Annotated in this window: 24 protein-coding genes; 14 read left to right on the plus strand and 10 right to left on the minus strand. The window is 72.8% G+C overall.

Annotated elements, in window-relative coordinates; translation table 11 throughout:
- Nucleotides 1-86: 86 nt before the first annotated feature.
- Nucleotides 87-890, minus strand: a complete 804-nt coding sequence (locus ABZT03_RS28595; protein ID WP_356044417.1) for an SDR family NAD(P)-dependent oxidoreductase — start codon at nucleotides 888-890, stop codon at nucleotides 87-89.
- Between the two features lie 133 nt (nucleotides 891-1,023).
- The gene (locus ABZT03_RS28600) at nucleotides 1,024-1,758 is read right to left on the minus strand and encodes an SDR family NAD(P)-dependent oxidoreductase (RefSeq protein ID WP_356044420.1); all 735 of its coding nucleotides are present in this window, start codon (nucleotides 1,756-1,758) and stop codon (nucleotides 1,024-1,026) included.
- 143 nt (nucleotides 1,759-1,901) lie between these two features.
- Here ABZT03_RS28600 and ABZT03_RS28605 point away from each other — a divergent pair, with 143 nt between their 5' ends.
- Nucleotides 1,902-3,086: an amidohydrolase gene (locus ABZT03_RS28605; protein WP_356044423.1), complete on the plus strand. Its 1,185-nt coding sequence runs from the start codon at nucleotides 1,902-1,904 to the stop codon at nucleotides 3,084-3,086.
- A gap of 59 nt (nucleotides 3,087-3,145) precedes the next feature.
- Here ABZT03_RS28605 and ABZT03_RS28610 read toward each other — a convergent pair whose 3' ends face one another.
- Nucleotides 3,146-4,612, minus strand: a complete 1,467-nt coding sequence (locus tag ABZT03_RS28610; RefSeq protein ID WP_356044426.1) for an ornithine decarboxylase — start codon at nucleotides 4,610-4,612, stop codon at nucleotides 3,146-3,148.
- A 215-nt stretch (nucleotides 4,613-4,827) separates the two neighbouring features.
- Between ABZT03_RS28610 and ABZT03_RS28615 the strand changes: the two genes are divergently transcribed.
- Together ABZT03_RS28615 and ABZT03_RS28620 are read left to right on the plus strand one after the other, a co-directional pair.
- Nucleotides 4,828-5,226, plus strand: coding sequence for a hypothetical protein (locus ABZT03_RS28615; protein WP_356044429.1), 399 nt, complete (start codon nucleotides 4,828-4,830; stop codon nucleotides 5,224-5,226).
- Between the two features lie 66 nt (nucleotides 5,227-5,292).
- A complete protein-coding gene (locus tag ABZT03_RS28620) occupies nucleotides 5,293-6,090 on the plus strand; it encodes an SAM-dependent methyltransferase (protein ID WP_356044432.1) in 798 nt (265 codons plus the stop codon).
- A 211-nt stretch (nucleotides 6,091-6,301) separates the two neighbouring features.
- On the opposite strand, the gene ABZT03_RS28625 is transcribed toward ABZT03_RS28620, so the two are convergent.
- Nucleotides 6,302-7,333: a LacI family DNA-binding transcriptional regulator gene (locus ABZT03_RS28625; protein WP_356044434.1), complete on the minus strand. Its 1,032-nt coding sequence runs from the start codon at nucleotides 7,331-7,333 to the stop codon at nucleotides 6,302-6,304.
- Between the two features lie 158 nt (nucleotides 7,334-7,491).
- On the opposite strand from ABZT03_RS28625, the gene ABZT03_RS28630 reads away from it, so the two are divergent.
- From ABZT03_RS28630 to ABZT03_RS28640, 3 genes are all read left to right on the plus strand, one after another.
- A complete protein-coding gene (locus ABZT03_RS28630) occupies nucleotides 7,492-10,095 on the plus strand; it encodes a PA14 domain-containing protein (RefSeq protein ID WP_356044436.1) in 2,604 nt (867 codons plus the stop codon).
- 270 nt (nucleotides 10,096-10,365) lie between these two features.
- Nucleotides 10,366-12,021, plus strand: a complete 1,656-nt coding sequence (locus ABZT03_RS28635) for a serine/threonine-protein kinase (RefSeq protein WP_356044439.1) — start codon at nucleotides 10,366-10,368, stop codon at nucleotides 12,019-12,021.
- Nucleotides 12,018-12,707 (plus strand): hypothetical protein, encoded by a 690-nt coding sequence (locus tag ABZT03_RS28640; RefSeq protein WP_356044442.1) that lies wholly within the window; start codon nucleotides 12,018-12,020, stop codon nucleotides 12,705-12,707. Before ABZT03_RS28635 ends, ABZT03_RS28640 begins: the two co-directional genes overlap by 4 nt.
- Before the next feature lie 309 nt (nucleotides 12,708-13,016).
- Here ABZT03_RS28640 and ABZT03_RS28645 read toward each other — a convergent pair whose 3' ends face one another.
- Both ABZT03_RS28645 and ABZT03_RS28650 read right to left on the minus strand, forming a co-directional pair.
- Nucleotides 13,017-14,096 carry a maleylacetate reductase gene (locus tag ABZT03_RS28645; protein ID WP_356044444.1) on the minus strand — a complete coding sequence of 360 codons (1,080 nt, stop codon included), beginning with the start codon at nucleotides 14,094-14,096 and terminating at the stop codon, nucleotides 13,017-13,019.
- Nucleotides 14,093-14,962: a dioxygenase gene (locus tag ABZT03_RS28650; protein WP_356044447.1), complete on the minus strand. Its 870-nt coding sequence runs from the start codon at nucleotides 14,960-14,962 to the stop codon at nucleotides 14,093-14,095. The genes ABZT03_RS28645 and ABZT03_RS28650 overlap by 4 nt, the downstream gene beginning before the upstream one ends.
- Before the next feature lie 314 nt (nucleotides 14,963-15,276).
- Here ABZT03_RS28650 and ABZT03_RS28655 point away from each other — a divergent pair, with 314 nt between their 5' ends.
- Complete coding sequence (locus tag ABZT03_RS28655) at nucleotides 15,277-16,005, plus strand: GAF and ANTAR domain-containing protein (protein WP_356044450.1); 729 nt, start codon at nucleotides 15,277-15,279, stop codon at nucleotides 16,003-16,005.
- 209 nt (nucleotides 16,006-16,214) lie between these two features.
- Here the strand turns inward: ABZT03_RS28655 and ABZT03_RS28660 are convergent, their stop codons facing one another.
- On the minus strand, nucleotides 16,215-16,604 hold the full coding sequence (locus ABZT03_RS28660; protein WP_356044453.1) for a VOC family protein: 390 nt from the start codon (nucleotides 16,602-16,604) through the stop codon (nucleotides 16,215-16,217).
- Between the two features lie 311 nt (nucleotides 16,605-16,915).
- Here ABZT03_RS28660 and ABZT03_RS28665 point away from each other — a divergent pair, with 311 nt between their 5' ends.
- Nucleotides 16,916-17,533, plus strand: coding sequence for a hemerythrin domain-containing protein (locus ABZT03_RS28665; RefSeq protein WP_356044456.1), 618 nt, complete (start codon nucleotides 16,916-16,918; stop codon nucleotides 17,531-17,533).
- Here ABZT03_RS28665 and ABZT03_RS28670 read toward each other — a convergent pair.
- Nucleotides 17,428-17,817: a TraR/DksA C4-type zinc finger protein gene (locus tag ABZT03_RS28670; RefSeq protein WP_356044458.1), complete on the minus strand. Its 390-nt coding sequence runs from the start codon at nucleotides 17,815-17,817 to the stop codon at nucleotides 17,428-17,430. The genes ABZT03_RS28665 and ABZT03_RS28670 overlap by 106 nt on opposite strands.
- 186 nt (nucleotides 17,818-18,003) lie before the next feature.
- Here ABZT03_RS28670 and ABZT03_RS28675 point away from each other — a divergent pair, with 186 nt between their 5' ends.
- From ABZT03_RS28675 to ABZT03_RS28690, 4 genes are all read left to right on the plus strand, one after another.
- Nucleotides 18,004-19,932, plus strand: a complete 1,929-nt coding sequence (locus tag ABZT03_RS28675; RefSeq protein ID WP_356044461.1) for a cellulase family glycosylhydrolase — start codon at nucleotides 18,004-18,006, stop codon at nucleotides 19,930-19,932.
- A gap of 97 nt (nucleotides 19,933-20,029) precedes the next feature.
- Entirely contained in the window at nucleotides 20,030-20,416 is a 387-nt protein-coding gene (locus ABZT03_RS28680; protein WP_356044463.1) for a DUF1330 domain-containing protein, read from the plus strand.
- Nucleotides 20,417-20,485: 69 nt separating this feature from the next.
- Entirely contained in the window at nucleotides 20,486-21,085 is a 600-nt protein-coding gene (locus ABZT03_RS28685) for an isochorismatase family protein (RefSeq protein WP_356044466.1), read from the plus strand.
- Between the two features lie 10 nt (nucleotides 21,086-21,095).
- Nucleotides 21,096-22,004 carry a DJ-1/PfpI family protein gene (locus ABZT03_RS28690; RefSeq protein ID WP_356044469.1) on the plus strand — a complete coding sequence of 303 codons (909 nt, stop codon included), beginning with the start codon at nucleotides 21,096-21,098 and terminating at the stop codon, nucleotides 22,002-22,004.
- A 45-nt stretch (nucleotides 22,005-22,049) separates the two neighbouring features.
- On the opposite strand, the gene ABZT03_RS28695 is transcribed toward ABZT03_RS28690, so the two are convergent.
- The gene (locus ABZT03_RS28695) at nucleotides 22,050-22,712 is read right to left on the minus strand and encodes a YceI family protein (protein WP_356044472.1); all 663 of its coding nucleotides are present in this window, start codon (nucleotides 22,710-22,712) and stop codon (nucleotides 22,050-22,052) included.
- Nucleotides 22,713-23,125: 413 nt separating this feature from the next.
- Here ABZT03_RS28695 and ABZT03_RS28700 point away from each other — a divergent pair, with 413 nt between their 5' ends.
- Nucleotides 23,126-23,902: a polysaccharide lyase family 7 protein gene (locus ABZT03_RS28700; protein WP_356044474.1), complete on the plus strand. Its 777-nt coding sequence runs from the start codon at nucleotides 23,126-23,128 to the stop codon at nucleotides 23,900-23,902.
- A gap of 79 nt (nucleotides 23,903-23,981) precedes the next feature.
- A complete protein-coding gene (locus ABZT03_RS28705) occupies nucleotides 23,982-24,203 on the plus strand; it encodes a hypothetical protein (protein ID WP_356044477.1) in 222 nt (73 codons plus the stop codon).
- A 36-nt stretch (nucleotides 24,204-24,239) separates the two neighbouring features.
- On the opposite strand, the gene ABZT03_RS28710 is transcribed toward ABZT03_RS28705, so the two are convergent.
- A partial coding sequence (locus tag ABZT03_RS28710) for a GAF domain-containing SpoIIE family protein phosphatase (protein ID WP_356044479.1) occupies nucleotides 24,240-25,560 on the minus strand: 1,321 nt, incomplete at its 5' end.

Genomic DNA, 25,560 nt, shown 5'->3' on the forward strand with positions numbered 1-25,560 from the left:
GGCAGTCCGCGAGCCCAGCGCGCCCGAGGGCCGGTCCCCGCGAGTACGGGACCGGCCCCCGGCGCGCTTTGCCACGCCGTGTCGCGCTACGCCGTGCCGCCGCCGTCGTCCGCGGTGCCCGGCTCCGCCATCCTGCGGTGCGCGGACGCCTTGACGCTGTCCGGCAGCACCCTGTTGGCGACGCCCTGCGCCTTCGTCCTCAGCGAGCCCGTGACGAGCTTCCTGCGGCCCTTCATCACCGCTTCGAACGCCTGCTCGGCGACCTGCGCGGGGTCGTCCTTGTCCCCCGCGCCGATCTTGGTGTCCTGCATGTCGGCCCTGCGGAAGAAGCCGGTGTCCGTCGGACCCGGCATGAACGAGGTCACGGTGACGTCGGTGTCCCTGACCTCCTCCTGCAACGCCTGCGCGAAGGACTGCACGAACGACTTCGAGGCGTTGTAGACCGGCTGGAAGGAGCCGGGCGCCGTCGAGGCGATGGAGGAGGTGAACAGCAGCCGCCCGTCGCCGCGCGCCACCATGCCCCGCAGGAGCGGTTTCGCGAGCCGGACCGTCGAGGTGACGTTGAGATCGATCACCGCCTGGTCGTCGGCGAGGTCGCTGTCCACGAAGGCACCGCCCTGTCCGACGCCCGCGCTGAGGGCGGCCACGTCGACGGTGACGCCTCTCGTCGCCTCGTACAGCCGGTCGACGCCGGTGGGATCCCGCAGATCCGCGCGTACGGCACGGACGTCGGCCCCCGCCGCGCGCAGCAGTTCGGCCGCCGCGTCGAGACGCTCGTCCTCCGCGTTGATCAGCAGGTCGTATCCGTGTTCCGCGAACTGTCCGGCCAGTTCGAACCCGATTCCGCTGGAGGCCCCGGTGACGAGGGCCAGCGGCCTGTTGTCGCCCATGGGAGCGGAGTATCCACGGGCGCCGGTTCCCGTCACGGGCGCGGTCGGCACACGTTCTCGCCGCGACCTGCGCGGTTCCGCGCCCGCGGGCGCGCCGCGTTCCGTGCGCCCGCCGCCTCCCGTACGCGTGTCCTCAGGGTTCGAGGGTGAGTCCGGTCCGCGCCGTGAGGGCGTGCAGGAGTTCCTCCTGGAAGCGGGGGTCGAGGGCGGCCGGGTGCGGGCGGCGGGCCGTCCGGTGGTACCAGTAACCGCCCGAGCGCGGGTCGATTCCGGACGCGTCGGCGGTGGCGAGCCACTCCTGGGTGCGGTGCCCCTCGTCGAGATCGTCGCTCGCGCCGGGTCCGCCCATCCGGGTCGGCACCCAGCCGGGATCGACGGCGTGCGCCAGGACGTCAGGACGCCGTACGGCCAGGGCCATGGCCAGCGCTGTCACGTGGAGCTTGCTGTCCGCGTACGCGTCGCCGCGGCCGGTGGAGTCGAGCGCGCCGAGGTCGGTGGAGCCGGACAGGTGCAGGGAACTGGTGAGGAAGATCGACCGGCCGGGCGGTGCCATCGCCGCGGTGAGGATGAACGGCGCGAGGATGTTCACCGCGAACACCTCCGGACCGCTGCCCCGCAGAACCCCCGCGTTGTGGATGACCGCGTCGAACGACCCGGTCCTGTCCGCCTGTCGGGCGACCCGGAGGGTCTCCTCGCGGTCGGACAGATCGCCGTGCACGACCGCGCGCATACGGTCGAGGACGGCCCGGTCGGGGGCCCGCCCGGGGTTGCGGACGTGGAGCACGACCTCGTGCCCCTCGTCCGCGAGAGTGGTCGCGGTCAGCAGACCGAGTCCGGCGGAGGCGCCGGTCACCAGGATGAGTGCCACGTCCGGTACTCCGTTCGTTCTTCCCGTGGCATCGAGCCTGCCATGCGTGGAACCCGGTCGGACGGACCGGCAGCCAGGCGGGTGAGCCATCGGGAGGCATCGTGGTGTCAGGCACTTCGGAATCTCTGGAATCTCCGGAATCCGTGTACGCCGCTGTCGCGAGCAGCGTCGCCGTCCGGGCCGACCGGCTGTGGGACGTGAGCACTGCCCTGCACCGTGACCCGGAGATCTCCTACACCGAACACCGGGCGGCGGCCCTGCTGAGCGGGGAACTGGAGGGCGCCGGATTCCAGGTGGAGCACGGTGTGGCGGGACTGCCGACCGCGTTCGTCGCCCGAGCGGGCCACGGTGGCGGGCCGAGCGTCGCGCTTCTCCTGGAGTACGACGCCCTCCCCGGCCTCGGGCACGCCTGCGGCCACAACCTCATCGCCGCGGCCGGTCTGGGCGCCGCCCTCGCACTGCGCGACACCTTCGACGACCTGCCGGGAACCCTGCTGGCGGTGGGCACCCCGGCGGAGGAGGGCGGTGGCGGCAAGGTGGACGAGGTGGCGGCCGGGGTCTTCGACGGCGTGGACGCCGCGCTGATGTTCCACCCCGGTGTCCACGACTGGTCGTGGGCGCCGCTGACGGCGTCGGCGCAGCTGCGGGTCGCCTTCCACGGACGCGCCGCCCACCCCACGGGCAACCCCACCGAGGGCGTCGACGCCCTCGCCGCGCTCATCCAGTTCTTCAACACCCTCGCCGTCCTGGGCCGGCGCCTGCCGTCCGGCTCCCACGTCCAGGGCATCGTGTCGCACGGCGGCGAGGCCACCAACATCGTGCCCGACCACGCCGAGGGCCTGTTCGGGCTGCGCGGCGCCACCACCGGCGCGCTGCACGAGCTGATCGCCGAGCTGCGTTCGTGCGCCGAGGGGATCGCGCTGGCCACCGGCAGCCGGGCCGAGGTGGCCCAAGTGGGCGAGATCTACGAGCACTTCCGGCGCAACGACGTCCTGTCCGGACGGTTCACCCGGCACATCGGCCGGGCCGGCATCGAGCTGACCGAACCGGCCGCCGGGGTGTGGCTCGGCTCGTCCGACATCGGCAACGTCAGCACCCGGGTGCCCGCCCTGCACCCGTTCGTCGCGATCATGGGGTCCGAAGGCTCGGACCACACGCCCGAGTTCGCGCGGGCGGCGGCCGGGGAACGCGCCCGCCGGGTGATGCTCGCCTCGGCCCAGGCCCTGGCCTGCACGGCGGCAGACGTCCTCCTCACGTCCGAGGTGCGTGAGGAGGCGTGGTCACGGCTGCGGGAGAGCGGGAAGGCCGAAGCGGGCCGCGTCGCCTGAACGCGTGCTGCGCGCGGCGTCGGGGAGCGGACCCGGTAGCCGTGGCGCGGCAGTCGGGGTCAGTCCTCGATGGCCACCCGGATGGAGTCGACCTCCGGGTCCGCCGCGTCCGGGACGACCATGCCCGCCTCCACCCCGGTGCGCAGGTAGCGCACGACGGCGGCGTTGAGCCGTTGGCCGGGCAGCGCGGCCGGGATGCCCGGCGGGTACGGGGTCAGCATCTCGGCGGTGATCCGGCCGACGGCCTTGTCCCAGGGCACCTGTTCCACGCGCCCGAAGTACGCGTCGCGCGGCAGCAGGACCTGCTCCAGGCACAGTTCCGCCGGATCGGGCACCTCCACGCGGGGAGCGGGCCGCAGCCGGGGTGCGTGCCCGACCATGTCGTACAACGCCCGCAGCAGGAGGCCGACGCTCCGCTCGTCGTCGGCGTGGGTGAGCTGGGCGCTGATACGGCGGTGGTCCGCCAGGTGCAGGTTGATCGCGTGGTGCGCGCGCAGCCAGTCGGCGAGCTGGTATCCGGTGGTGCCGAGAGCGGTGATGTCGATGATGATCTGCAGCGGGTCGAGGTCGAAGGCGGCGTCGGGGCCGCAGAAGTCCTCCCGGTCGTGCACGTGCAGTCCGTCGATCGCCGCGATCCGCTCACGGGTCCGGCGGGCCAGGCCCAGTGTCTCGTCGTACAGCCCCCGGCCGTGCTGCACCATCTGGCGGCGCCACCCGTCGAGTGCCGCGTACAGCAGGACGGAGGGGCTGGTCGTGCCGAGGAGGTCCTCGCGGCTCTGCAGGACCTCCGAACGGACCAGGTCGCCCTGGAGGTGGAAGACGGAGCTCTGCTCCAGTCCGGACCCCATCTTGTGCACGGAGGTGACGCAGACGTCGGCGCCCGCGTCCATCGCCCAGGCCGGCAGATCCGGGTGGAAGGGCAGGTGCGCGCCCCACGCCTCGTCGACGACCAGGGGGACGCCGCGCTCGTGACACATGCGGGCGATACCGGCCAGGTCCGAGCAGGTTCCGTAGGGCGTGGGCGTGGTCACCAGGACACCGCGGGCGTCCGGGTGCTCGGCGAGGGCCGCGCGGAACGCCTCGACCGACGGCGGATGCGCCAGATGCCGTTCGGCGTCCCACTGGGGGTCCACCCAGACGGGCCGGATGCCGGCGAGGACCAGGCCGGAGACCAGGGCCTTGTGGGCGTCCCGGCCGACGATCAGCTTCTCGTGCGGGCCCGCCACGGACAGCATGGCGGCCTTCACCGACAGGGAGCTGCCGCAGGTGGAGAAGAAGGCGTGGTCGGCGCCGACGGCGTCCGCCATCAGTTCCTGGGCCTGCTGGACGACGCCGTGCGAGGAGGTCCGGTCGTCCAGGCCGCTGGTGGCCAGCACGTCCGAGCGGAACACGCTGTCGCCGAGGACCGCGCGGACGCGGGGGTCCGCACCGCGTCCCTGCTTGTGTCCGGGCGGGGTGAACGGTGTCTGTCCCTCTGCGTGGTAAGCGGCCAGCGCTTCCAGCACGGGCGCCTTCGAGTGGTCCATGAGCACCGATTCCCTGGTGAAAGACGACCTCGAACCGGCGGCTCCGGTTCGGGCGGTCGGTGGCCCGCTGACCCGCTCCGGGTTTCCCGCAACGCCCGGATCATGCCCCGCTCTCCCGGCACGGCTCCGCGCGCCCACCTGCGGACGGGCACGTCACGCGCGCCGCGCGGGACGGCCGGCCGTCCTCGCCCGGCCGTGTGCACCGTGTCGTCGAGGTGTCCCGGTCCGACAACGCCGACCTCGACAACGCGGTCACCGCGCCCGACGCCGTCGCGGCCGCCCACGGCACCCGCGCCGAACTCCCCCTCTGGCCCATGCTGTTCAGCAACGTCACGGTCCGCCTGCTCGGCAGCGACGGCTCCCCGCCGCGGCGAAGAGGCAGGCCGCACGGGATCTCACCGCCGCGGCGGCCGTCGGCGCGCTCACCGCGGACCTCGGCGCACGCTTCCCGCTGGATCGCCCGGGCACACGACCACGTCGACGCCGGCACCCGCGGCCGGGTGCCGGTCGACATCGCCCACCGAAGCCGCGGCAGACCGCCCCTCGCCCCACCGGAGCTCCCGCGCCACAGGCATCCGCGCACCATGAACTACGTTCCAGAGCAACGGGGTTGATATGGGAAACTGTCCGCAGCCGTGCACGGCGGGGAGCCGGAGCGGTTTTGTCGAGAGGAGCGCAGCGTGAGAGAGAACGGCTTCCGTGCCGAGGAGATCGACACCAGCAGGCCGCACCCCGCGCGCATCTACGACTACCTGCTCGGCGGCAAGGACAACTACGAGGTCGACCAGCGGGCCGCCGACCAACTGGCCGCCGCCGCACCCGAGGTGCGGATCGGCGTGCGCGCCAACCGCGCCTTCCTCCAGCGCGCCGTCCGCCACGTCGTCGCAAGCGGGGTCCGGCAGATCCTCGACATCGGCACCGGGCTCCCCACCTCTCCTAACGTGCACGAGACCGCCCGGGAGATCGCACCCGACGTACGCATCGCCTACGTCGACAACGACCCGATCGTCAACACGCACGCCAACGCGCTGCTCAGCGGCTCCGGCGCCACCAGCACCGTCCTCGCCGACCTGCGCGACCCGCGGTCCGTCCTGGACCACCCCGACGTCCGCCGCGTGATCGACTTCGACGAGCCGGTCGCCCTGCTCCTGGTGGCCGTCATCCACTTCCTCACCGAGGCGGACAAGCCCGGGCAGATCATCGCCACCCTCCGGGACGCGCTCCCCGCCGGCAGCTTCCTCGTGCTCTCCCACGCCACCGGCGACTTCGCCGACCGCAGCGCCGCGCAGGCCGTCTACCAGCAGGCCACCGCCACCCTCAACCTGCGCCCCCACGCGGAGATCGAGCGGTTCTTCGACGGCTTCGACCTGATCGAACCCGGCCTGGCCCAGGTCCCGTTCTGGCGCCCGGACACCCCGCCGCCGGCCCGCTCCGGCGAGATCGGCTTCTACGGCGGCGTGGCCCGCAAGAGCGACTGAAAGCGACTCAAGGCGACTGAAGCGGAAGACGCCGCGCTGGACCGACCGTCCGGAGGCGATCGTGTCGTGGGGCCGCCGGGCGGCCCCGGGGTCCTCGACGCGGACCTCGCGCACACTCGTCCGCGCGGCCCCGTCGCCGGGCGGGTGGGCGGCACCACTGTCCCGCAGGCGCGGCACAGCGTCCCCTGCAACGGCACAGGGTGGGCGAAGCTCAGCCGGGACGGACGCCGTCGCCCCGGCCCAGCGTGCTCTCGCGCTCCACCAGCCGGAATCCGGGCGTCAGTTGCTGCCCGCCGGACTCCGCCCCGCCCGTGAGACTGCGCAGCAGGGAGGCCACCGCCAGGCGGGCGATGGCCTGCTTGTCCGGCGAGACGGTGGTCAGGGTGACCGCCCCGAACCGGCCCTCCTGAAGATCGTCGAACCCGACCACCGCCACGTCGTCCGGCACCCGCAGACCGCGCTCGTGCAGCACCCGCATCGCGCCGATGGCGACGAGGTCGTTGTAGGCGAACACCGCGTCCGGGCATGCCCCCGAGTCCAGCAGCCGGGCCATCGCCCGCGCTCCCTCGTCCCGGTCCCAGCCGCCGACCGGCACCACCAGGTCGTCGGGCGCGGGAACCCCGGCGGCCGTCAACTCCTCGCGCCAGCCGACCAGTCGCAGTTGGGCGGGGCGGTTGGCCGAATCCGTGCGGGCCCCGAGGCAGGCGATCCGCGACCGGCCCCGGTCCAGGAGGTGGCGTACCGCCGTGCGCGCCGCCGCCACGTTGTCGATCGCGATGTGGTCGTAGGGCAGGTCGAAGACCCGCTCGCCGAGCAGGACGAGCGGGACGTCGTCGGTGCGGGCGCGCAGGTCCTCGGTCTCCAGCTCCAGCGGGCTGAGGATCAGTCCGTCGATCAGGTCGGCCCGGAACCCCTGGCTGACCAGGATCTCCTGTTCGCGGTCGCCCCGGGTGTGGTCGAGGAGCACGGTGAGATCGTGCGCGGCCGCGGCGTCGACGACGGCTCCGGCCAGCTCCGCGAAGTAGGGGTTGCCGAGTTCCGGGACGGCCAGGGCGATGATGCCGGTGCGGCCCTTGCGGAGGTGACGCGCCGCCAGATTGGGGCGGTAGCCCAGCTCTTCGATCGCGACCCGGACCCGTGCCCGGAGGGCCGGGGTGACGTGCGGACGGTCGTTGACGACGTTCGACACCGTCTTGATCGAGACACCGGCGCGCTCCGCGACGTCCTTCAGACCGACCCGCACGGCGTCTCCTCCTCATCCCCGCGCACCGCCACCACCGGCGCGTTTGTCATGACCCTGGACAGAGGGCAGGAGCCGTGTTGTGATGCCAACCGCCGTCCTTTCCAACGTTGTACAGACTGAAGCAACGAGCCGCCACCCTTCCTCAGCAAGGAGGATTCGTGCGCATCAGGCACCTCAGAATTCGACTGGCTCTCCTGCTCGCGGCGATGCTCGGCATGGCGGGTGTCACCGCCGTACCGGCCGCGACCGCGGCAGACGACCCCGTCGAGGTCCACGGCCTGAAAGCCGAGTACTACACCCAGTCAGCCCCCGGGGCCTTCGACTTCCACGAGTTGAAGGCGACCGGCTTCGACCCCCGTCTCGACTTCGACAACCTGGAGCCGCGCCTGAACTTCGCCACCGGACAGTCCGACGACGTCAGCGTCCGCTGGACCGGCCGGATCGTGCCGGAGCGGACCGGCGCCCACACCTTCTCGATCACCGGCGACAACGGCTTCCGGCTGTGGATCGACGGCCGGCTCACCATCGACCACTGGGTCGACGACTGGGACCGGGAACAGACCTCGCAGCCCGTCGACCTGACCGCCGGACGGGCCTACGACATCAAGGTCGAGTACTTCGAGCACTTCGGCGGCTCCAACCTGCACCTGCGCTGGACCCCGCCCGGCGGAGACAAGACGGCCGTCCCCCAGTCGGCGTTGCGGCTGCCCGACGGGTACGACTACGACGGAGCCGTCGCGACGACGGTCCTGGCCGACGGACGCACCCTGCGCCTGGACTTCGCCCAGGCACTGACCGCGCCCCCGGACGGCTTCACCGACCACACGGAGGCCGTGATCGGCGGCGCCAAGTGGCCGCTGAGCGACGCCCGGCTGGACCCCGCCGACCCGAGGACCCTGCTCATCGGCCTGGCGGAACCGGTCGTCGGCAACAAGACCGGCACGGCCCGCGGCACCGCCGACCTGCGCTACGACGGACGGGGCGGTCTCTCCGGAAGCGATGGCAACGTTGTCAACCCCTTCTGGAGCAGCGGCCCCAACCACTCCACCCACCAACTCCGCACGAAGTGGGCGGACGACGTCACCCCGGGCAACGCCCACCCCGAGTACCCGCGCCCCCAGCTGACCCGCGCCGACTGGCGCAACCTCAACGGGCAGTGGCAGTTCGCGGCCGCCGAGGCCGGGGAGCAGCCCCCGGTCGGCAGGAACCTCCGCGAGAGGATCCTCGTGCCCTACCCCGTGGAGTCCCAGCTCTCCGGCATCGAACGGCACGAGGACCGCATGTGGTACCGCCGGACCTTCACCGTTCCTAAGGACTGGAGGATCGGCTCCGGCAAACGGCTGCGGCTCAACTTCGGCGCCGTCGACTGGCAGTCCGAGGTGTACGTCAACGGCACCAGGGTGGCCCGGCACAAGGGCGGCTACGACAAGTTCGGTGCCGACGTCACCGACGCGCTGAAGCCCGGCCGCACCCAGGAACTGATCGTCGGCGTCTACGACCCGACGGACGCGCAGGACGGCGAGAACCCGCCGCTGGGCAAGCAGCGCCTGGACCCCAGCGGCATCTGGTACACGCCGTCCTCCGGCATCTGGCAGACCGTCTGGATGGAACCGGTCGCCGCCGACCACGTCGACTCGCTGAAGCTGACGCCCGACGTCGCAGGCGGCCGGCTCGTCGTCGAACCTCAGGGCGTGCGGGACGGAGTGGCGGTCACCGCCACCGCGTACGCCGGGAAGCGCGTGGTGGGCACGGTCACGGGACGCACCGGGAAGCCGCTGGTGCTGAGGATCGCCCACCCGCGCCTGTGGTCGCCCGACGACCCGTTCCTGTACGACCTGCGGGTCAAGGTCGGCGCCGACCGCGTCGGCAGCTACTTCGGGATGCGGTCCGTCGCCGTGGAGAAGGTCGACGGCGTCCCGCGCACCGTCCTCAACGGCAAGCCGGTCTTCATGATGGCCACCCTCGACCAGGGGTTCTGGCCGGACGGCCTGCACACCGCGCCGACCGACGAGGCCCTCGCGTACGACCTGAGGCTGCACAAGCGGCTGGGCTACAACGCGGTGCGCAAGCACATCAAGGTGGAGCCCGACCGCTGGTTCTACTGGGCGGACCGGCTGGGCCTGATGGTGTGGCAGGACATGCCCGCGATGACCGCCGGGGTCGATCCGGACGCCGCGTCCCGCGCCGAGTACGAGCGCGAGATGAAGCAAATGATCGACGAGCACTACAGCAGCCCGTCGATCGTCATGTGGGTGACCTTCAACGAGGGCTGGGGCCAGTACGACGAGGCCCGCATCGCCGACCAGGCCAAGTCCTGGGACCCGACACGGCTGGTCAACAGCATGTCGGGCCTCAACCTGGGCGTCGACGGCGGCACCGGCGACATCATGGACGAGCACGGCTACCCGAGCCCGGCGCTGCCGCCCGCCCCCGACGGGAAACGGGCCCTGGTCAGCGGCGAGTACGGCGGTCTCGGCCTCGCGGTGCCCGGTCACGCCTGGTCGGTGCAGCAGTCCTACGTGGACGTCGACCCGGCGACGTACACCGACGACTACCTGGCCCGGCTGGCCGAGGTGCACCGGCTCGCCTGCGCGGGCGGCAACGGCGCCGTCTACACCCAGATCTCCGACGTGGAGGGCGAGCTGAACGGACTGGTCACCTACGACCGCAGGGTGGTGAAGCCCGACGTGGCACGGCTGAAGGCGGCCCACGAGGCGCTCATCCGCGACGCGTCGCAGCCGACGCCGGCGGGCTGCTCCTGACGGCGGCACGTCCCGGGCGGGCGCTTCCCCGCGTTCCCGTGCCGGCCCGGGTCTGACCCTCCGGGAGAGGGTCGCCACGGTCCATCCCCCTGCCGGGGGGTGGGCCGTGGCCCGTTTTCGGCCGTGCCGTGGGCCGCTCCGCGCGCACCGGGGGCCGTCCGGCCGCTTGACCGCAACCGAAGTGGCCGAAATGGTGTCTGTCATCCCGTGGCCGGAAGCTTCTGAGGCCTGGAACGCACCGGAACCACGTCGGCCCCGAGGGGAATGCGGATGAGCACATGGGCAGTTCCCGGATACACCGAGTCGCTGGAACTGGGCTCCGGTGCGAGCGGGCGGGTCGTGCTCGCCGTGCACGAGGACACCGGCACCCCGGTCGCGGTGAAGTACCTCAGTGAGTCGCTGCACACCCGCCCGGGCTTCGTGCACGACTTCCGCGCGGAGGCACGGCTGCTCGCCGGCCTGGACAGCCCCTACGTCGCCGGACTGTACGAGTACGTGGAGAGCCCCGACGGCGCCGCCATCGTGATGGAGCTCGTGGACGGCGCCTCCCTGCGGTCCGTGCTGACCCGGCAGGCCCCGATCGAGCCCGAGGCGGCGCTCGTGCTGCTCAAGGGCTCGCTGCTCGGCCTGGCCGACGCGCACCGCCTCGGCGTGGTCCACCGCGACTACAAGCCGGAGAACGTCCTGGTCATGCCGGACGGCGCGTCGAAGCTCGTCGACTTCGGCATCGCGGTGAGCACCGGCGAGAGCGCCGGTGTCGCCGGAACACCCTCCTACATGGCGCCGGAGCAGTGGACGGGAGCGCCCGCCTCACCGGCCGGCGACGTGTACGCGGCCACGGCGACCTTCTTCGAGTGCCTGACGGGCCACAAACCGTACGCGGGCGACAACCTCGCCGAACTCGCCCTGCACCACGTCGACTCCCCGGTGCCCTTCGAGGAGGTGCCCGAGGCCGTACGGCCGCTGGTCCTGCGTGGTCTGGCCAAGTCCCCGGCGGAGCGGCCCGAGCACGCCGAGGCGTTCGTCGCGGAACTGGAGGCGGCCGCGGTCGGCGGCTACGGCCCCGACTGGGAGGAACGCGGCCGGGCCGGGCTCGCCGCCCTCATGGTGCTGCTGGCGCTGCTGCTGCCGTCGGCCCGCAGCAGGACGGAGTCCACCACGGATTTGGCGCGGACCGTCCTGCGTCCGGCACCGGTCCGGGGCGCCGGACGGGCGCGCGCGTGGCGGCCCACCCTTCCCGGGGTGCTGGTGGCCGTCGTCGCCGCGCTCCTGCTGGTCCTCCTCGCCCACGGCCTGCCCCGCGGCGGGAACCCGGACACGGCGCAGGCGGCGCAGGCGCTCGCCACGACCAGCGCGCGGCCCGGAGTGACCTCGGGTCCCACCGCCTCCGCCACGGCGACCGCGACGGCCGGTCCGTCCGCGTCCCCCGACCCCACCGGGTCGCTGAGCCCCTCAGCGTCCGGCTCCGACCCGGCGGCCTCCGCCAGCGCGTCGGCGTCCGCCCCGGACACCACCGCGGACGTGACCCCGTCCGGCGGCGCCACGACCACGCCCCCGCCGACGACCGCGCCTCCCACGACGTCCGCCCCGCCGGCCGCGCCCGCGGTCAAGTCCGTCACCGTCACCGGCTTCCGGCAGACCGGCCCGAGCACCGGCACGACGACCGTCACCCTCACCGTGGACGGCACCGGCCCCGTCACCGTCACCGTCTCCTGGTACACGGGCGACACCAGCGGGCAGCTCGGCACACCGGACGGCTCACCGCAGACCTTCGACCGCAGCGGCGCCACGCAGTACACGCTCCCCGTCGACCACACCTTCCAGGGCACGGGCTGCTACTGGGCCGTACAGGCCACCACGACCCCCGCGTCCGCCGACGGCGGCGCGTCGCAGCAACTCCTGACGAGGCGGTGCGACCTCCGATGACCGCGCCCGACGACTCCACACGGCGGCTCGGCGGCGAACCGCCGTCCGCCGTCACCGTCCCCGCCGCCGCCGCCGCCGCCGGGGACGACTACAGCGCCACGGTGCTGGGCAGTCACTGGTTCCAGCGCCCTGAGCCGGACCGCACCCTGGTCGCGGAGCCCACCGGAAGGCAGGCCACGCCGCCCGATCGCGTCGAGGGCACGCTGCTGCGCTTCGGGCCCGGCGTGACCGCCGCCCTCGCCCAGCGTTCCCACCCGACCCTGCCGGTCCTCGCTGTGCCCGCCCCGCGTCCACGTCGTGACCCGCGCCGGCACGCCCTGCCGCTGCTGGTGCTGGTCGTGGTCGTCCTGCTTCTGGCCTGGTACCGCGCGGGCACCGGTCTCACCGTGGAGAGCGTGTCCGTCACCTCCCGCACGTCGGCCGCGGCCTGCGACGACACCGTGGACGTCACGGGCGTGATCACCACCGACGGCCGGCCGGGCACCGTGACCTACCGCTGGGTGCGCAGCGACGGCACGACCTCCGGTGTCCTGCGCGAGGTGCTGCCCTCGGGCCGCAAGCAGGCACGGGTGCACCTGCTGTGGACGTTCCAGGGCGAGGGTCGCTACCGCGCCCGGGCGACGCTGCGCGTCCTGACCCCCTCCGCCGGCACGGCAGCCACCCGCTTCACCTACGACTGCTCCTGACGGCCGGGGACTTCACCCCCGGCCGTCCGCGGTGGTCGTGGTGTCCGGGAGGGGTGCTCCACTTCACACGCGGTACGGGGCAAGGCCGGAACAACCAGAGTTGGTTGACCGTTCATCTGTATGTGGCCGCGGAGGGGACAGTGTCCCCGGGCCTACCCACAGCCCACAGGGACGATCGTTCGGCTGAAGCCCTGTGGAGCCTTTCGCCGCGAGGCGACCGCCCTCCGCACGCCACCGCACACGGCCCCGGCTGGTCCCCCCGTCCAGTCGGGGCCTTCGCGCGTCCGCCCGCGCTCCTTTCGCCGGCCCTCACACCTCGGGCGTCGACGGCGGCCGACCCTCGTAGGCCGCCCCGAGGACTGCCCGGACCTCGTCCGCCGTCACCGGACGCGGATTGGCGTACGGCTGGGCCGCCACCTGGTCGGCCGCCGCCCCCACATCGCTCGGGCGCAGGCCGAGTTCGGCCAGGGAGCGCGGCGCGCCCAGGCTTCCGGCCAGCTCCCACAGGGCGCCCGGGACGTCCCGGGCACCCAGCGCCCGGCGCAGCGCGGCCACCGCTCCCGGGGCGGCGGGGGCGTTGTGGGCGAGGACGTACGGGAGCACCACGGTGTGCGTCTCGGCGTGCGGCAACCCGAAGGTGCCGCCCAGCACATGGCAGATCTTGTGGTGCAGGCCCATGGTGGTGGAGCCCAGGCACGTCCCGCACAACCAGGCCCCGTACAGGGCCCGGCCTCGTGCGTCGAGGTCGCCGGGGCGCTTCGCCAGGACCGGCAGGGCCTCGGTCAGCGCCCGGGCGCCGTCCTCCGCCATCAGCGACACCAGGGGCGAGGTGTCCGGGGCGTAGAGGGACTCGACGGCGTGGGCGAGCGCGTTGACCGCGCTGGTCACGGTGAGCGGTACGGGCAGGGACAGGGTGAGTTCGGGGTCGTAGACGACGCTTCGGGGCTGGACCACCGGGTCGCGGCCGGTGCGTTTGACGCCGTGCTCGGTCAGGCCCCAGACGGGGGTCATCTCGGAGCCGGAGTAGGTCGACGGCACGGCCATCAGCGGCAGTCGGGTGCGCAGGGCGATCACCTTGCCGAGGCCGATGGCGGAGCCGCCGCCGACCGCCACGATCCCGTCGGCGCCGGCCGCCCTGGCTTCCTCCACGGCCCGTTCGGCGGTGTCGGCGGGCACATGCATACGGGCCCCGGTGTGCAGGCCCGCGCAGGCGTCGCCGAGGGCCCGCGCGACGGTCCGGGCGGTGCTCTCGCCGCGGCTGCCGCAGACCACGAGGAGCCGCCGCAGGCCGAGGCGGTCGGCCTCCTCCGGCGGCGCGGTCCGGGCGGCGCCGGGCCGGAAGACGACCCGCACCGGGCGGGTCTCGTAGGAGAAGCCGGGGTCGTTCACGCCGTACGCTCCAGCACGAGGTCGAAGCGGGCGAGGCGGAACGGGTTCGGGACCCCGAACTCCCGTGCCAGGGCGGGGTCGTCGGTCACGTCGAAGTCCTGGACCAGGTTCTTCTTCACCGCGAACACCGCGTCGGAGTCGAGGTGGTCGCTGCCCGCCACGAAGATGTGCGTGGTGACCGGCGTGTGGCCGTCGGCGGTGGCGATGAAGTGGATGTGCGCGGGGCGGTAGGGGTGCCGGCCGGTGGCCCGCAGCAGCGTGCCGACCGGGCCGTCCGTGGGGATCGGGTAGGGGCTCGGCACACAGGTGCGGAACCGGAAGCGGCCCTCGGCGTCCGCCGTGAACAGGCCGCGGCCGTTGCCCGGCGGCTGGGTGTCCGGTCGCTGCACGTCGTAGAAGCCTTCGCCGTCGGCCTGCCAGACGTCGAGGACGGCGCCCGGCAGCGGGGCGCCGTCCTCGGACCGCACCCGGCCGCTGACGACGCAGGGCTCGCCGCCACCCACCAGGTCGATGCTGTCGCCGAGGGCGCGGACCGGGGACTGGGTCATGTGGAAGGGGCCGAGGACCGTCGACTCGGTGGCGCCGGCCGCGCGGTCGCCGTGGACCGTCTCGACCAGCATCGACAGGCCGAGGACGTCCGACAGCAGGATGAACTCCTGCCGGGTGCCGGTGCACGTCTGTCCGGTCGCCGTCAGGAACGCGACGGCCCGCTCCCACTCCTTCGGCGTCAGACGGGTCTCGCGGGCGAAGGCGTGCAGGTGGCGGACCAGGCCGGTGAGCAGTTCGCGCAGGCGGGGGTCCGCCGTCCCGCGCAGGCTCCGCACCACCTCGTCGGTGACGCTGGTCTCGGTGGCGTCGGTCGTCATGCCTGCTCCTTGCCCGGTACGAGGATCATCCGTGCCCGAGGATCCGCCGTGGCGGCCCGATGAGCAACTGTCCGGCCCTGCGGCCACGTCGGCGCCCCGCGCGCGCACGGCGCGAGGGCCCCACCTGCCGCTGGGCGGGGTGATCGCGGCCGCTCGTTGCATGCGGTGACGGGTTGGTGGAGGGTGGGTGGTGCGGACGCCGTCCTCGGCGGCCGTGTACCGCGAGGGGAGCCTGCGGTCAGGAACGCGCACGCCTCGGCGACCGCACACCCCTCCTGGTCGGCGGGCACCCGCCCGCGGAACGGACGGCCGTGATGGACGAAGGCGACGAGCCGCATCTTCCGCACATCATCGATCTCCTGCTGGACACCGAGACCCTCGACGACTTCCTGCACTCCCTGGCCCTGGCCGCGATGAACTACGCCCCGAACGCCGACGGATGCGGCCTCACCCTCCAGTTCGAGGGTCAGCCGATGACCGTGACCAGCGCGGGCGTCAGCGCGTCGGCGCTCGACGAGAAGCAGTACGGGCTCGGTGACGGCCCCTGTCTGCAGGCGCTGCGCGACAACCTGGAGGTCGACGTCACCGACCTGCGGGAGGAGAAGCGCTGGGGCGACTACCCCTCGCTCGCCGCGGCCTGCGGGGCGCGCTCCTCACTGTCGCTGCCCATCGCGCCGCGCACCGATGTCGCCGGCGCGCTCAACCTCTACTCCCCGCTGCCCCACGGTTTCGACACCTGCGACCGCCGGGCCCTGCGCGACCTGGCCTCCCAGGCGACGGGAGCCATCCTGCTCGCCCGGCGCACGCCCGCCTCGCCGCAGGTCGTCCGCGACATCCAGCAGGCGCTGCACCACCGCGCAGTCGTCAACCAGGCGATCGGCTTCGTGATGGCCCGGGAGCGCTGCACCGGCGAGGAGGCGCTCGCGACCCTGCGTCACACCGCGCAGAGCCGCGACATGAGACTGCGGGACCTGTGCGCGGAGGTCATCGCGCGCGGCGGCGAACCGCCCGCTCCCCCGGGTCCCACCGAGCACCGGGACTGACAAACCCGGTCCGGCCGGTCCGGGGCAAGGGCGGCCGGCGCGCCTGAGCCCGTCCTTCGGCCCCACAAGTCCCGCGGGCGGCTTCCGGCGCGAGCCCGCCCGCGTTGGGACCCGGTGAGGCGCCCGGTGGCCGACGTCGGCCCGTCCCCCGCGCGGCGCCCGGCCGCACCCCTGCACCCGCGCGCCCGGGCCCTCCGGTCCGGTCGGGGCTACACGGTGGCGTCGCGGATCCAGAGGCAGAACGGGTGGCCGACGGGATCGAGCATGACCCGTACGTCGTCCTGCGGCTGGAAGCCGGCCACCGACGCGCCCAGCGCGGTCGCGCGCCCGACGGCCGAGGCCAGGTCGGTCACCTCGATGTCCAGGTGCGTCATCATCTGCTGCGCCCCGCCCTCCGCCGGCCAGGTCGGAGGCACGAACCGGGACTCGGTCTGGAAGGACAGGCCGGCGCCGCCGCCGGGCGGCGCGAGCGTCACCCAGTCCGCTTCGTCCGTACGCACCGGCCAGTTGAGCAGCTCGGCGTAGAAGCCGGCCAGGGCGCGCGCGTCCGGGGCGTCGAGGACGGTGGCGGTGAGGGTGAAGCTGGGCGGACTCTCCATACGGATCCGTTCCTCGGAGGCGTTCGTCGAAGGCCCGGACGCTGCTGCCGGCGGCCGGACGGGGGCGGACCACGACGGGAGCGGACACCGCCCGCCCTGCCGGGACGGCGGTTCCCGGCCCCGCACGCGGCCGTGGTGCCGATCGCGGTTCCTGGTTCCCCGGCGCGGCTGCGATCATGCCCGGCCCCGCGGTCCCGGGAACCCGCTGTTTCCGGCCGTACGGCGGGATCCGTGGGGTTTCTCCCTGCCCGTGCTGGTGACTAGTAGGGCCTGGTCAGGTCGGTTGTGGTGGCGCGTGTCCTTCGGGTGGGGTGGAGCAGCACGCCCGTATCCGGCAGCTGTTCACCAAGGTCAAGAGCTCCCGGGGGGCGGAGAAGCGGGAGGCGTTCGACGAACTGCGGGCGCTGCTGGCGGTGCACGAGACCACGGAGGAGATGATCGTGCGTCCCGTGGCCGCGGAGACCGCGGGCAAGCGGGAGGCCGACGCCCGCAACGAGGAGGAGGCGGAGGCCAACAAGGTGCTCGCCGGCCTGGAGAAGACGGACGTCGACAGCGCGCAGTTCGACGCGCGGCTGGCGGAGTTCGAGCGGGCCGTCCTGGAGCACGCGGAGAACGAGGCCCACCCCTCCCCAACGACCTTTCAGGGGGGAACTGCGCAAGACGCCCGCCCCCACGAACTCCTAGGGGTGCGGGGAACTGCGCAACAACCCCAACCCCCACCCACCCGCACCCAACGAACCATCAGGGGCGCGGGGAACTGCGCAACGACCTCAACCCCCACACGCCCCGCACCCGAAGAACCACCCCAGGACAGCGCGCCGTTTCACAAACGACGACCCCCCGCACAGCGCACACACTTCGTCGCCCCCGGCCGCGCCTCCAGCCGAGCCTCGGGAATCGCCTCGCCGCACTCCTCGCACCGCCCGTAGTCGCCCCGCGTCAGCCGGTCCAGCGCGCGGTCCAGTTCGGCGAGCTGCTCGCGGGACCGCGACAGCAGGGCGGCGACATGGGCGCGCTCGAAGGCCGTGCTGGAGCCCTCCGGATCGTGCTCGTCGTCGACGGCGACCAGCGCGTTCGCCTCGACGATGCCGTCGAAGTCGCGCTGGAGGGCCGCGATCCGCTCGCACGTCGACGCCCGCTCGGCCACGAGTCGCTCCCGGGCCGACGAGGGCTCACGCGCGGGCGCGGGCTTCTCGTCGGGCACGTCACTCATGCTTCGTACAACGCCTGCGCGACCCCACCCATTCCGTCCACTGGTTACCCTGAGTAACAGCTGCTCATGCCGGACACCCGGCAACCTCACCCGCCTACGGACATCCGGCGCCCGAAGGACTGGACCAATACCCCGCCACCCCCCATGATGACGGCGTCATGACAAAGCCGTTCCGGGAGGCCGACCGTGCGTGGATCCTTCGCCAGGGCCACTCTGGCCGCCGTCGTCCTTCTCGTGGCGCCCACGGTGTCCGTCCCCGAGGCGGCGGCCGGGCCACAGCCGGCGACCGGGTCGGCCGCCCCGCCCCAGGTCGCGGCGGCGGACTGGACCGCCCCGCTCAGCACGCGGGGCCGCTGGATCGTGGACGCGAACGGCAACCGCTTCAAGCTCCGCTCCGGCAACTGGCACGGCGCCAGCGGCACCTGGAACGGTTCCGGCAGCGTGGACGACGACGCCGACCACCACGCCGGGGAGAACTCCCACCGCATGCCGCTGGGCCTCGACCGCGCCCCCATGGCCGAGATCATCGCCGGCTTCCGGGAGATCGGCGTCAACAGCATCCGGCTGCCGTTCTCCAACGAGATGATCCACGACGGCGGCCCCGTCACGGACGCCGCCGTCGCCGCCAACCCCGCGCTGCGCGGAAAGACCCCCTTGCAGGTCTACGACGTCGTGGTACGCGAACTCACCGCCGCGGGTCTCGCCGTCATCCTCAACAACCACACCAACACGACGCGTTGGTGCTGCGGCGTCGACGGCAACGAGCGCTGGAACGCGAGCCGGACCACCGAGGCCTGGGAGAGCGACTGGCTGTTCATGGCCCGCCGCTACCGCGACAACAAGCGGGTCGTCGGCGCCGACCTCTACAACGAGGTGCGCCGCTCCGTCCTCGACGACCCCAACTGGGGACTCGGCGACGACCACGACTGGTTCGCCGCCTCCCAGCACGTCGGCGACCGCATCCTGACCGAGGCCAACCCCGATCTGCTGATCATCGTCGAGGGCATCAACTGGACCGGCATCCCGGTCGACGGACTCCCCCACGAACGCCCCACACTGGAACCCGTGCGCCGCCTCTCCCACACCCTGGTGGACTCCGGCAAACTCGTGTACTCCGCGCACTTCTACGACTACACCGGACCGAACCACAGCGGTGCCACCGGCACGGGCGAGACCAGCGACCCCCGCTACCGCGACCTGAGCCCGGCCGAACTCGTCCGGGTGCTCGACCGGCAGGCGTTCTTCGTGGCGTCGGAACCCGACCAGCACTTCACCGCCCCCGTCTGGATCAGCGAGTTCGGTGTCGGGGGCCGCGACGAGACCGGGGTGGCGCAGCGCGCGTGGTTCGAGCACTTCGTCGACCAACTGATCCGCACCGACGCCGACTTCGCGTACTGGCCGCTGGTCGGCTGGCACGAGAACCGCAAGGGCAACGGCTGGGCGCTGCTGCACTGGGACGCCGCCGGCCACCGGATGGGCCTGTACGACGGCGACGACTGGCGGGCCGCCGCCTGGACCCGGCTCATCGAGGCCGACAGCCGGACCGGCCACATCGATCCCGTGCCGGACTGGTCCATGCTGAGCCCCGACCACGGTGACTTCGTCGCGTCGCGGCGCATGCGGGCCCTTCCCGACTGGGACCCGGGTGCCCGCAAGGCCGCCTGCCCCGACGGGCAGCGGCTGCTCGGCCTCAGCCACACCGGCAACCGGGGCCTGTGCTCCGACGTGACCACCGGCGCGCTGGGGGCCGCGTCCGCCGCACACGAGGTCGTCGTCGACGAGCGGCACGTCGCCGCGGGCCAGGACTGGGCCTCGGGGTACACGAAACTCCAGTGCGCCGACGGCCAGTTCCTGAGTGGCTACAGCGTGCGCGGCTCGGCCGTCTCCACCGCCCTGTGCACGGCGGCGCCGGCCGGGAAGCTGGGCACGAGCAGCCGTACGGTGTGGTTCGACCGGGGCGACAACCGGGGCCCGGCACCCAGGGGCGGCGAGTTCGCCGACGGCCGGTACAAGGGGCAGTGCGCGAGCGACGAGTACGCGGCCGGGATCGCCTACACCGGCCGGATCGGTTCGGCGAAGACCCCGGACGCGCTCTACTGCCGCAAGCTGGCCTGAGCCGGCCGGGGGCATTACCTCCGGGGTCATCGACCGGCCGTGGGTGCGAGCGGCACAGTCGTCGGCACAGGGAGACCGACCGACCGGAAGGACCGCCATGACCGCCTACGCGATAGCCCACCTGCGAGAAGCCACCCCGCACCGGGAGATCGCCGACTACATCGACCGCATCACCGCGACCTTCGCGCCGTACGGCGGCCGCTTCCTGGTGCACGGCGCCGGGCACGAGGTGAAGGAGGGCGCCTGGCCCGGGCATGTCGTCGTCATCGGGTTCCCGGCCCTCGCGCAGGCGCGGGAGTGGTGGGACTCGCCCGCCTACCGGGAGATCGCCCCCCTGCGTTCCCGGCACATCGAGGGCGACATCATCCTGGTCGCGGGTGTCCCAGAGGGCTACGACCCCTCGACCACCGCGCGGGCGCTGCGCGGGAGCCTGCCGGACGAGGTACCGTCGGGCCACGCACCGCACGGAGGGGCCTCCGGCTGACCGGATCGGTCCGCTGCCGGACCCGATGCTGCCTGTCGCCGGCCGCCGCCGGGCAGCAGGCTGGGAGGCATGACCCGAGCACTGATCGTCATCGATGTCCAGGAGTCCTTCCGCGCCCGCCCCCTGTGGGCGACCATCTCCGACCCGAAGATCGCCGACCGTGTGGACCGCCTCGTCCGGCTCGCCCGGGAGGCCGGGGACCTGGTGGTGTGGGTGCTGCACTCCGAGCCCGGCAGCGGCGACGTCTTCGACCCCGCCCTGGGACACGTCCGGCTGCTGGAGGAGCTGCACCGGGCGGAGGGGGAACCCCTGCTCCACAAGACCTCCCACAACGCCTTCACCACCACCAACCTCCAGCAACTGCTGACCGCCCGCGGCATCCGCGAACTCACCGTCTGCGGCATCCGCACCGAGCAGTGCGTGGAGACCACCACCCGCGTCGCCTCGGACCTCGGCTACGAGGTCACGTTCGTCGTCGACGCCACCGCGACCAACCCCGTCGCGCACCGTGACGCGCCCGCCGGACTGAGCGTCGCCGAACTGCTGGCCGACCCGCGCACGCTGTCCGCCGAGGAGATCATCAGGCGCACCGAGTACGCCCTCGCCGGACGCTTCGCGACCATCGCCACGGTCGGCGAACTGGAAGCCGCGGCCGACCGTCGGGCATGATGACCGGATCGTGAGCCACGTCGTCTTCTTCCTGGTGCCCGGAGTCCATCTGCTGGACCTGGCCGGCCCCGCGCAGGTCTTCTCCACGGCCGCCGACTTCGGGCACCGCTACACGCTCTCCTACGTCGCCGAGCGACCGGTGGTCCCCACCGCGCAGGGTCTGCCGTTGGTCGCCGCACCCGACTGGCCCGAGCTCACCGCCGACGACCTGATCGTGGTGCCGGGCTGGCGCACGGGCGGCCGCACCGACGTACCGGTCATCGGCGCCGCTCCCCTCGACGTCCTGCGGGACCATCACGGCAGGGGCGGCACGGTGGCCAGCGTGTGCGCCGGAGCCGAGGCGCTCGGCCAGGCCGGCCTGCTCGACGGCCGCCGCTGCACCACCCATCACGAGGTGCAGGACACCCTGGCCCGGCGCCATCCCGCGGCGACCGTCGTCCGCGACGTCCTCTTCACCTGCGACGACCGGGTGATCACCTCGGCCGGCATCGCCAGCGGCATCGATCTGGCCCTGCACCTGGTCGCGGCCCGGCACGGCCCGGCCGTCGCGGCCCAGGTGGCGCGCAACATGGTGGTCTACGCCCGGCGCAACGGCGACGAGCCGCAGTCCAGCGCGATGCTCCGGCACCGTTCCCACCTCGACGACACGGTGCACCGCGCCCAGGACCTGATCGACGCCCGCTTCGACCGGCCGCTGCCGTTGCCCGCGCTGGCCTCGGCCGTCGGCGTGAGCGAGCGCACCCTCACCCGTCTCTTCGCCGGCGCCACCGGACTCACCCCGCTGCGCTACCAGCAGACCCTGCGGGTGGAGCGTGCCGAATACCTCATCGGGCACGGCACGACGGTCGCCGCCGCCGCCCGCTCGGTCGGCTTCGAGGACCCGCGCATGCTGCGTCGCCTCCGCGCCCGCACCTCCTGACGGTCCCTGGCGCGGCGCCGGACCGCCTTCGGCCGGCCGGCGCGGTCAGCTCACGGGCGCCGTACGGATGGCGGCGATGTCGAACTGGAGCCGTACCTTCTCGCTCACCATGGCACCGCCTTCGGCCAGCCGGCTGTTGTACGTCAGGCCCCAGTCGGAGCGGTTGATGGTCGTCGTACCGTCGAAGCCGACCCGCTGGTAGCCGAAGGGGTCGTCGACGTGGCCTATGTAGGTGAGTTCCAGGACGACGGGCCGGGCGACGTCCTTGATGGTGAGGTCCCCGGTCATCCGGTAGACGTCGCTTCCCGCCATCTGGACGGCGGTGCTGGCGAACCGCATCCGCGGATAGGTCGCGGCGTCCAGGAAGTCCCGGCCCACCAGGTGGGCGTCGCGCTGCTCGACGCCGGTGTCGACGCTCGCCGTGGACAGCACGATCTCGGCCCGGGAACGGGCCGGGTCGCGCCCGTCGAAGTAAAGGCGGCTCTGGTACTCCGTGAACGCTCCGCGCACCGTCGTCACCATGGCGTGCCGTACGGAGAAGCCGATTCGGCTGTGCGCCGGATCGATCGCCCATTCCCCGGTGAGTGCCGCCAGGTCCGGATCGAGTACGGCGGAACGGGCCCGGTCCCGCGCGTCGGCGACAGCGGTCCTCGGCGCGGCGAAGGGCGCCTGGTGACGGGTTGACGTGCCACGACTGAAAAGATTCACGCTTCACCTAGTTACTGCACGGCGGAATTCCGCGCAATACCGCGTCACGAGAAGGACACTTCCAGATCACCATCTACATGCTTAAACTCCACCCCTGTCCGGCAGTCGGCGACGAAATCCTCACAGGACGCGCACGCCGTTCGGTCGAGGGCGGACGGCTCGTCGAAGTGTGCGCAAGCCGGCCGGAGGCGTCCATGATTTCCCGTTCGTTCACGGCCGGTCCGCAGCGACGGCACCGCGAGCAGGGTCAGCACGCTTTCGGCGCGCGACCTCTTGACGGGATTGGTCCGGACCTTTAGCGTCACCGCCCACAACAGGGTTCACGGGTGCGCTCATCGTTCACGTTCATGAACTCCCGGACGGCGAATCCACGGCGCTCCTCTCCCTTCCCCCACATCACCGAGGACGTGAACATGATCCGTTCCAGAGCTCTGGCCGCGACCACCGTCGCGGGCGTCGTCACCGTGGTCACCCTCCTGGGCACCGGCAGCGCGGGCGCGGCCGATCCGAAGGTCGCACCCGGCGGCAACTTCGACCTGTCGACCTGGCAGTTGCAGGAACCGGTGGGCTCCCCCGGCTCCCCCACGACCATCTCCTCGGCCCGCCTCCAGGGAGCGGGCGGCTTCCAGGACGCGTACTTCTACACCGACACCCGGGACGGCGCGATGACCTTCTGGGCGCCCGAGAAGGGCGTCACCACCCCCAACTCCAACTACGCCCGATCCGAGTTGAGGGAGATGAACCGCAGCGGGAGCGCGGCGGACTGGTCCCTGGGCGGCAGCCACAAGCTGAGCGCGACACTGCGCGTCGTGTCGGTCACCTCCAACGTGTGCGTCGGACAGATACACCTGGGCTCCGGCGGCTCGTCGACGAAGCCGCTCATGGAGCTCTACTACCGTTCCAGCGGCGACATCGTCATCGGCACCGAGAACTCCCCCTCCGGCGGCCAGACCACGCACACCGTGGGACACGTGTCGGTCGGCAAGACGTGGAGCTACACCATCGCCGTCTCCGGGGGCGACACCATCGACCTCACCGTCAACGGCAGCACCACGCACTACCCGATCCCGTCGTCGTTCTTCCCCTACAAGCAGTACTTCAAGGCCGGCTCCTACAACCAGTCGTCCTCCGACAGCACCACCAAGGGAGCGCGGGTCGCCTTCTACGGTCTGAACGTCTCCCACAGCTGACGCGTCACCGCAGGCGGGGCGCCGGGTGCCGCCGTTCGGTCCGGATGCGGGCCAGGACGGTCCGGACGATCATTGAGGCATGTCGGCGATTCGCGTGATCGTGCACCCGCCGTCGCCCACGGGTGGCCGGCGGGTGCGTGTGGACGGCGAGATCCTCGGTCTGGCGCACAACGTGGTCGACGTGGCGGAGTTCCTGCGCCGGGCGGGGCTGGAGATCGACCCGTCGGAGGTGACGGAGGCCGTCTGGATCGACTGGCGCGGGGTGGGACCGGAGGAGTGGGGCCCGCAGACCGGGCAGTGACCCGGCCGGTGGGCCCGTGGAGCAGGCACTGACCCGTCACCCGAGCGGATGGGCCCTCAGCATGAGCACGGTGACGTCGTCGGTGTACCCACCCGCCGGCCACGCACGGTGGAGGAGGCCGTCGATGAGGTGTCCGGTGTCCTCGTCGTCGGCCTCCGCGAGGTGCCGGACGAGGTCGGCGGTGGTCCGCGCGACGTCACGGCCGGGCAGCTCGACCAGCCCGTCCGTGTGCAGGGCGAGCACGGCGCCCGGCGGGAGGGAGGCGGAGACGACCGGGTAACGGGCCCGCGTGTCGACGCCGAGGAGGGGGCCGGGGTCGATGTCCAGGACGCCGGCGCGGTGCGGGGCCTGCCGCAGCAGGGGCGGCATGTGTCCGGCGCTGGCGAGGCTGAGCCGGTGGCGGGCGAGGTCGAGCTGGGCGTAGAGACAGGCGACGAGCAGGTCGGAGTCCAGGTCGGCGAGGAGACGGTTGGTGCGGGCGAGGACCTCGTCGGGGCTCGCGCCGGCGGTGGCGTGGGCGTGGATGGCGGTACGGACCTGTCCCATGAGGGCGGCCGCGGCGACGGAGTGGCCCTCCACGTCGCCGATGACCGCGGCGGCCGTGGTGTCGTCGAGGCGGAGCAGGTCGTAGAAGTCGCCGCCGACCTCCAGGCCGTGGCCGGCGGGCAGGTAGCGGGCGGCGACGTCGAGACCGGTCAGGGTGGGCAGGGTGCGCGGCAGCAGCGCCCGCTGGAGCTCGTGGACGAGGCGGTGCTTGGTGTCGTAGAGGCGGGCGCGGTCGAGGGCCTGGGCCATGAGACCGGCCAGGGAGGTCAGGACGGCACGCTCGTCGGCGGTGAAGGTGTGAGCATGGTCGTACGACATGATGCAGCAGCCCACCGGGCGTCCGGTGATGATCAGGGGGAGGAAGGCCCAGGCCCGCTTGCCGCTGATCTGCGGGGCGTCCGGGTAGCTGCGGGCCAGGTCGGCCGGGTCGCCGAAGAAGGCGGGGGTGCCGTCGGACAGTACTTGGCCGGCGGGCGTGAGACGGGTGTCCAGCGGCAGGGCGTCGAGGCGCTCCACGACGTCGGGCGGGTAGCCGTGGTGACCGATGATCTTCAGGCGTCCCGCGTCGGCGGCGGACAGGACCAGACCCTGGGCGCCGTAGGCGGGCAGTATCTGGTCGGCGACCAGCTCCACGAGGTCACGCACGGTCACCGATTCGGCGAGGGCGGCCGCCAGGTGGACGAGCTGGTAGAGGCGGCCGGTCTGCGCCACGGCGGTGTGCGGCGCGGCGGTGTGCGGCGCGGCGGTGTGCGGCGCGGCGTGGAGAGGGTTCGTCAAGAGGTGCCGCAGGGATACGATCGCCGCCATGACA

The organism is Streptomyces sp. NPDC005574, from assembly GCF_040605435.1.
Lineage (GTDB): Bacteria > Actinomycetota > Actinomycetes > Streptomycetales > Streptomycetaceae > Streptomyces.

Excerpts from the sequence above, each read along its gene's own strand:
- ABZT03_RS28610 (WP_356044426.1), bottom strand. The coding sequence starts at position 4,612 with ATGGACCACTCGAAGGCGCCCGTGCTGGAAGCGCTGGCCGCTTACCAC.
- ABZT03_RS28640 (WP_356044442.1), top strand. The coding sequence starts at position 12,018 with ATGACCGCGCCCGACGACTCCACACGGCGGCTCGGCGGCGAACCGCCG.
- ABZT03_RS28660 (WP_356044453.1), bottom strand. The coding sequence starts at position 16,604 with ATGGAGAGTCCGCCCAGCTTCACCCTCACCGCCACCGTCCTCGACGCC.
- ABZT03_RS28655 (WP_356044450.1), top strand. The coding sequence starts at position 15,277 with ATGGACGAAGGCGACGAGCCGCATCTTCCGCACATCATCGATCTCCTG.
- ABZT03_RS28705 (WP_356044477.1), top strand. The coding sequence starts at position 23,982 with ATGTCGGCGATTCGCGTGATCGTGCACCCGCCGTCGCCCACGGGTGGC.
- ABZT03_RS28650 (WP_356044447.1), bottom strand. The coding sequence starts at position 14,962 with ATGACGACCGACGCCACCGAGACCAGCGTCACCGACGAGGTGGTGCGG.
- ABZT03_RS28595 (WP_356044417.1), bottom strand. The coding sequence starts at position 890 with ATGGGCGACAACAGGCCGCTGGCCCTCGTCACCGGGGCCTCCAGCGGA.
- ABZT03_RS28680 (WP_356044463.1), top strand. The coding sequence starts at position 20,030 with ATGACCGCCTACGCGATAGCCCACCTGCGAGAAGCCACCCCGCACCGG.
- ABZT03_RS28685 (WP_356044466.1), top strand. The coding sequence starts at position 20,486 with ATGACCCGAGCACTGATCGTCATCGATGTCCAGGAGTCCTTCCGCGCC.
- ABZT03_RS28635 (WP_356044439.1), top strand. The coding sequence starts at position 10,366 with ATGAGCACATGGGCAGTTCCCGGATACACCGAGTCGCTGGAACTGGGC.
- ABZT03_RS28700 (WP_356044474.1), top strand. The coding sequence starts at position 23,126 with ATGATCCGTTCCAGAGCTCTGGCCGCGACCACCGTCGCGGGCGTCGTC.
- ABZT03_RS28670 (WP_356044458.1), bottom strand. The coding sequence starts at position 17,817 with ATGAGTGACGTGCCCGACGAGAAGCCCGCGCCCGCGCGTGAGCCCTCG.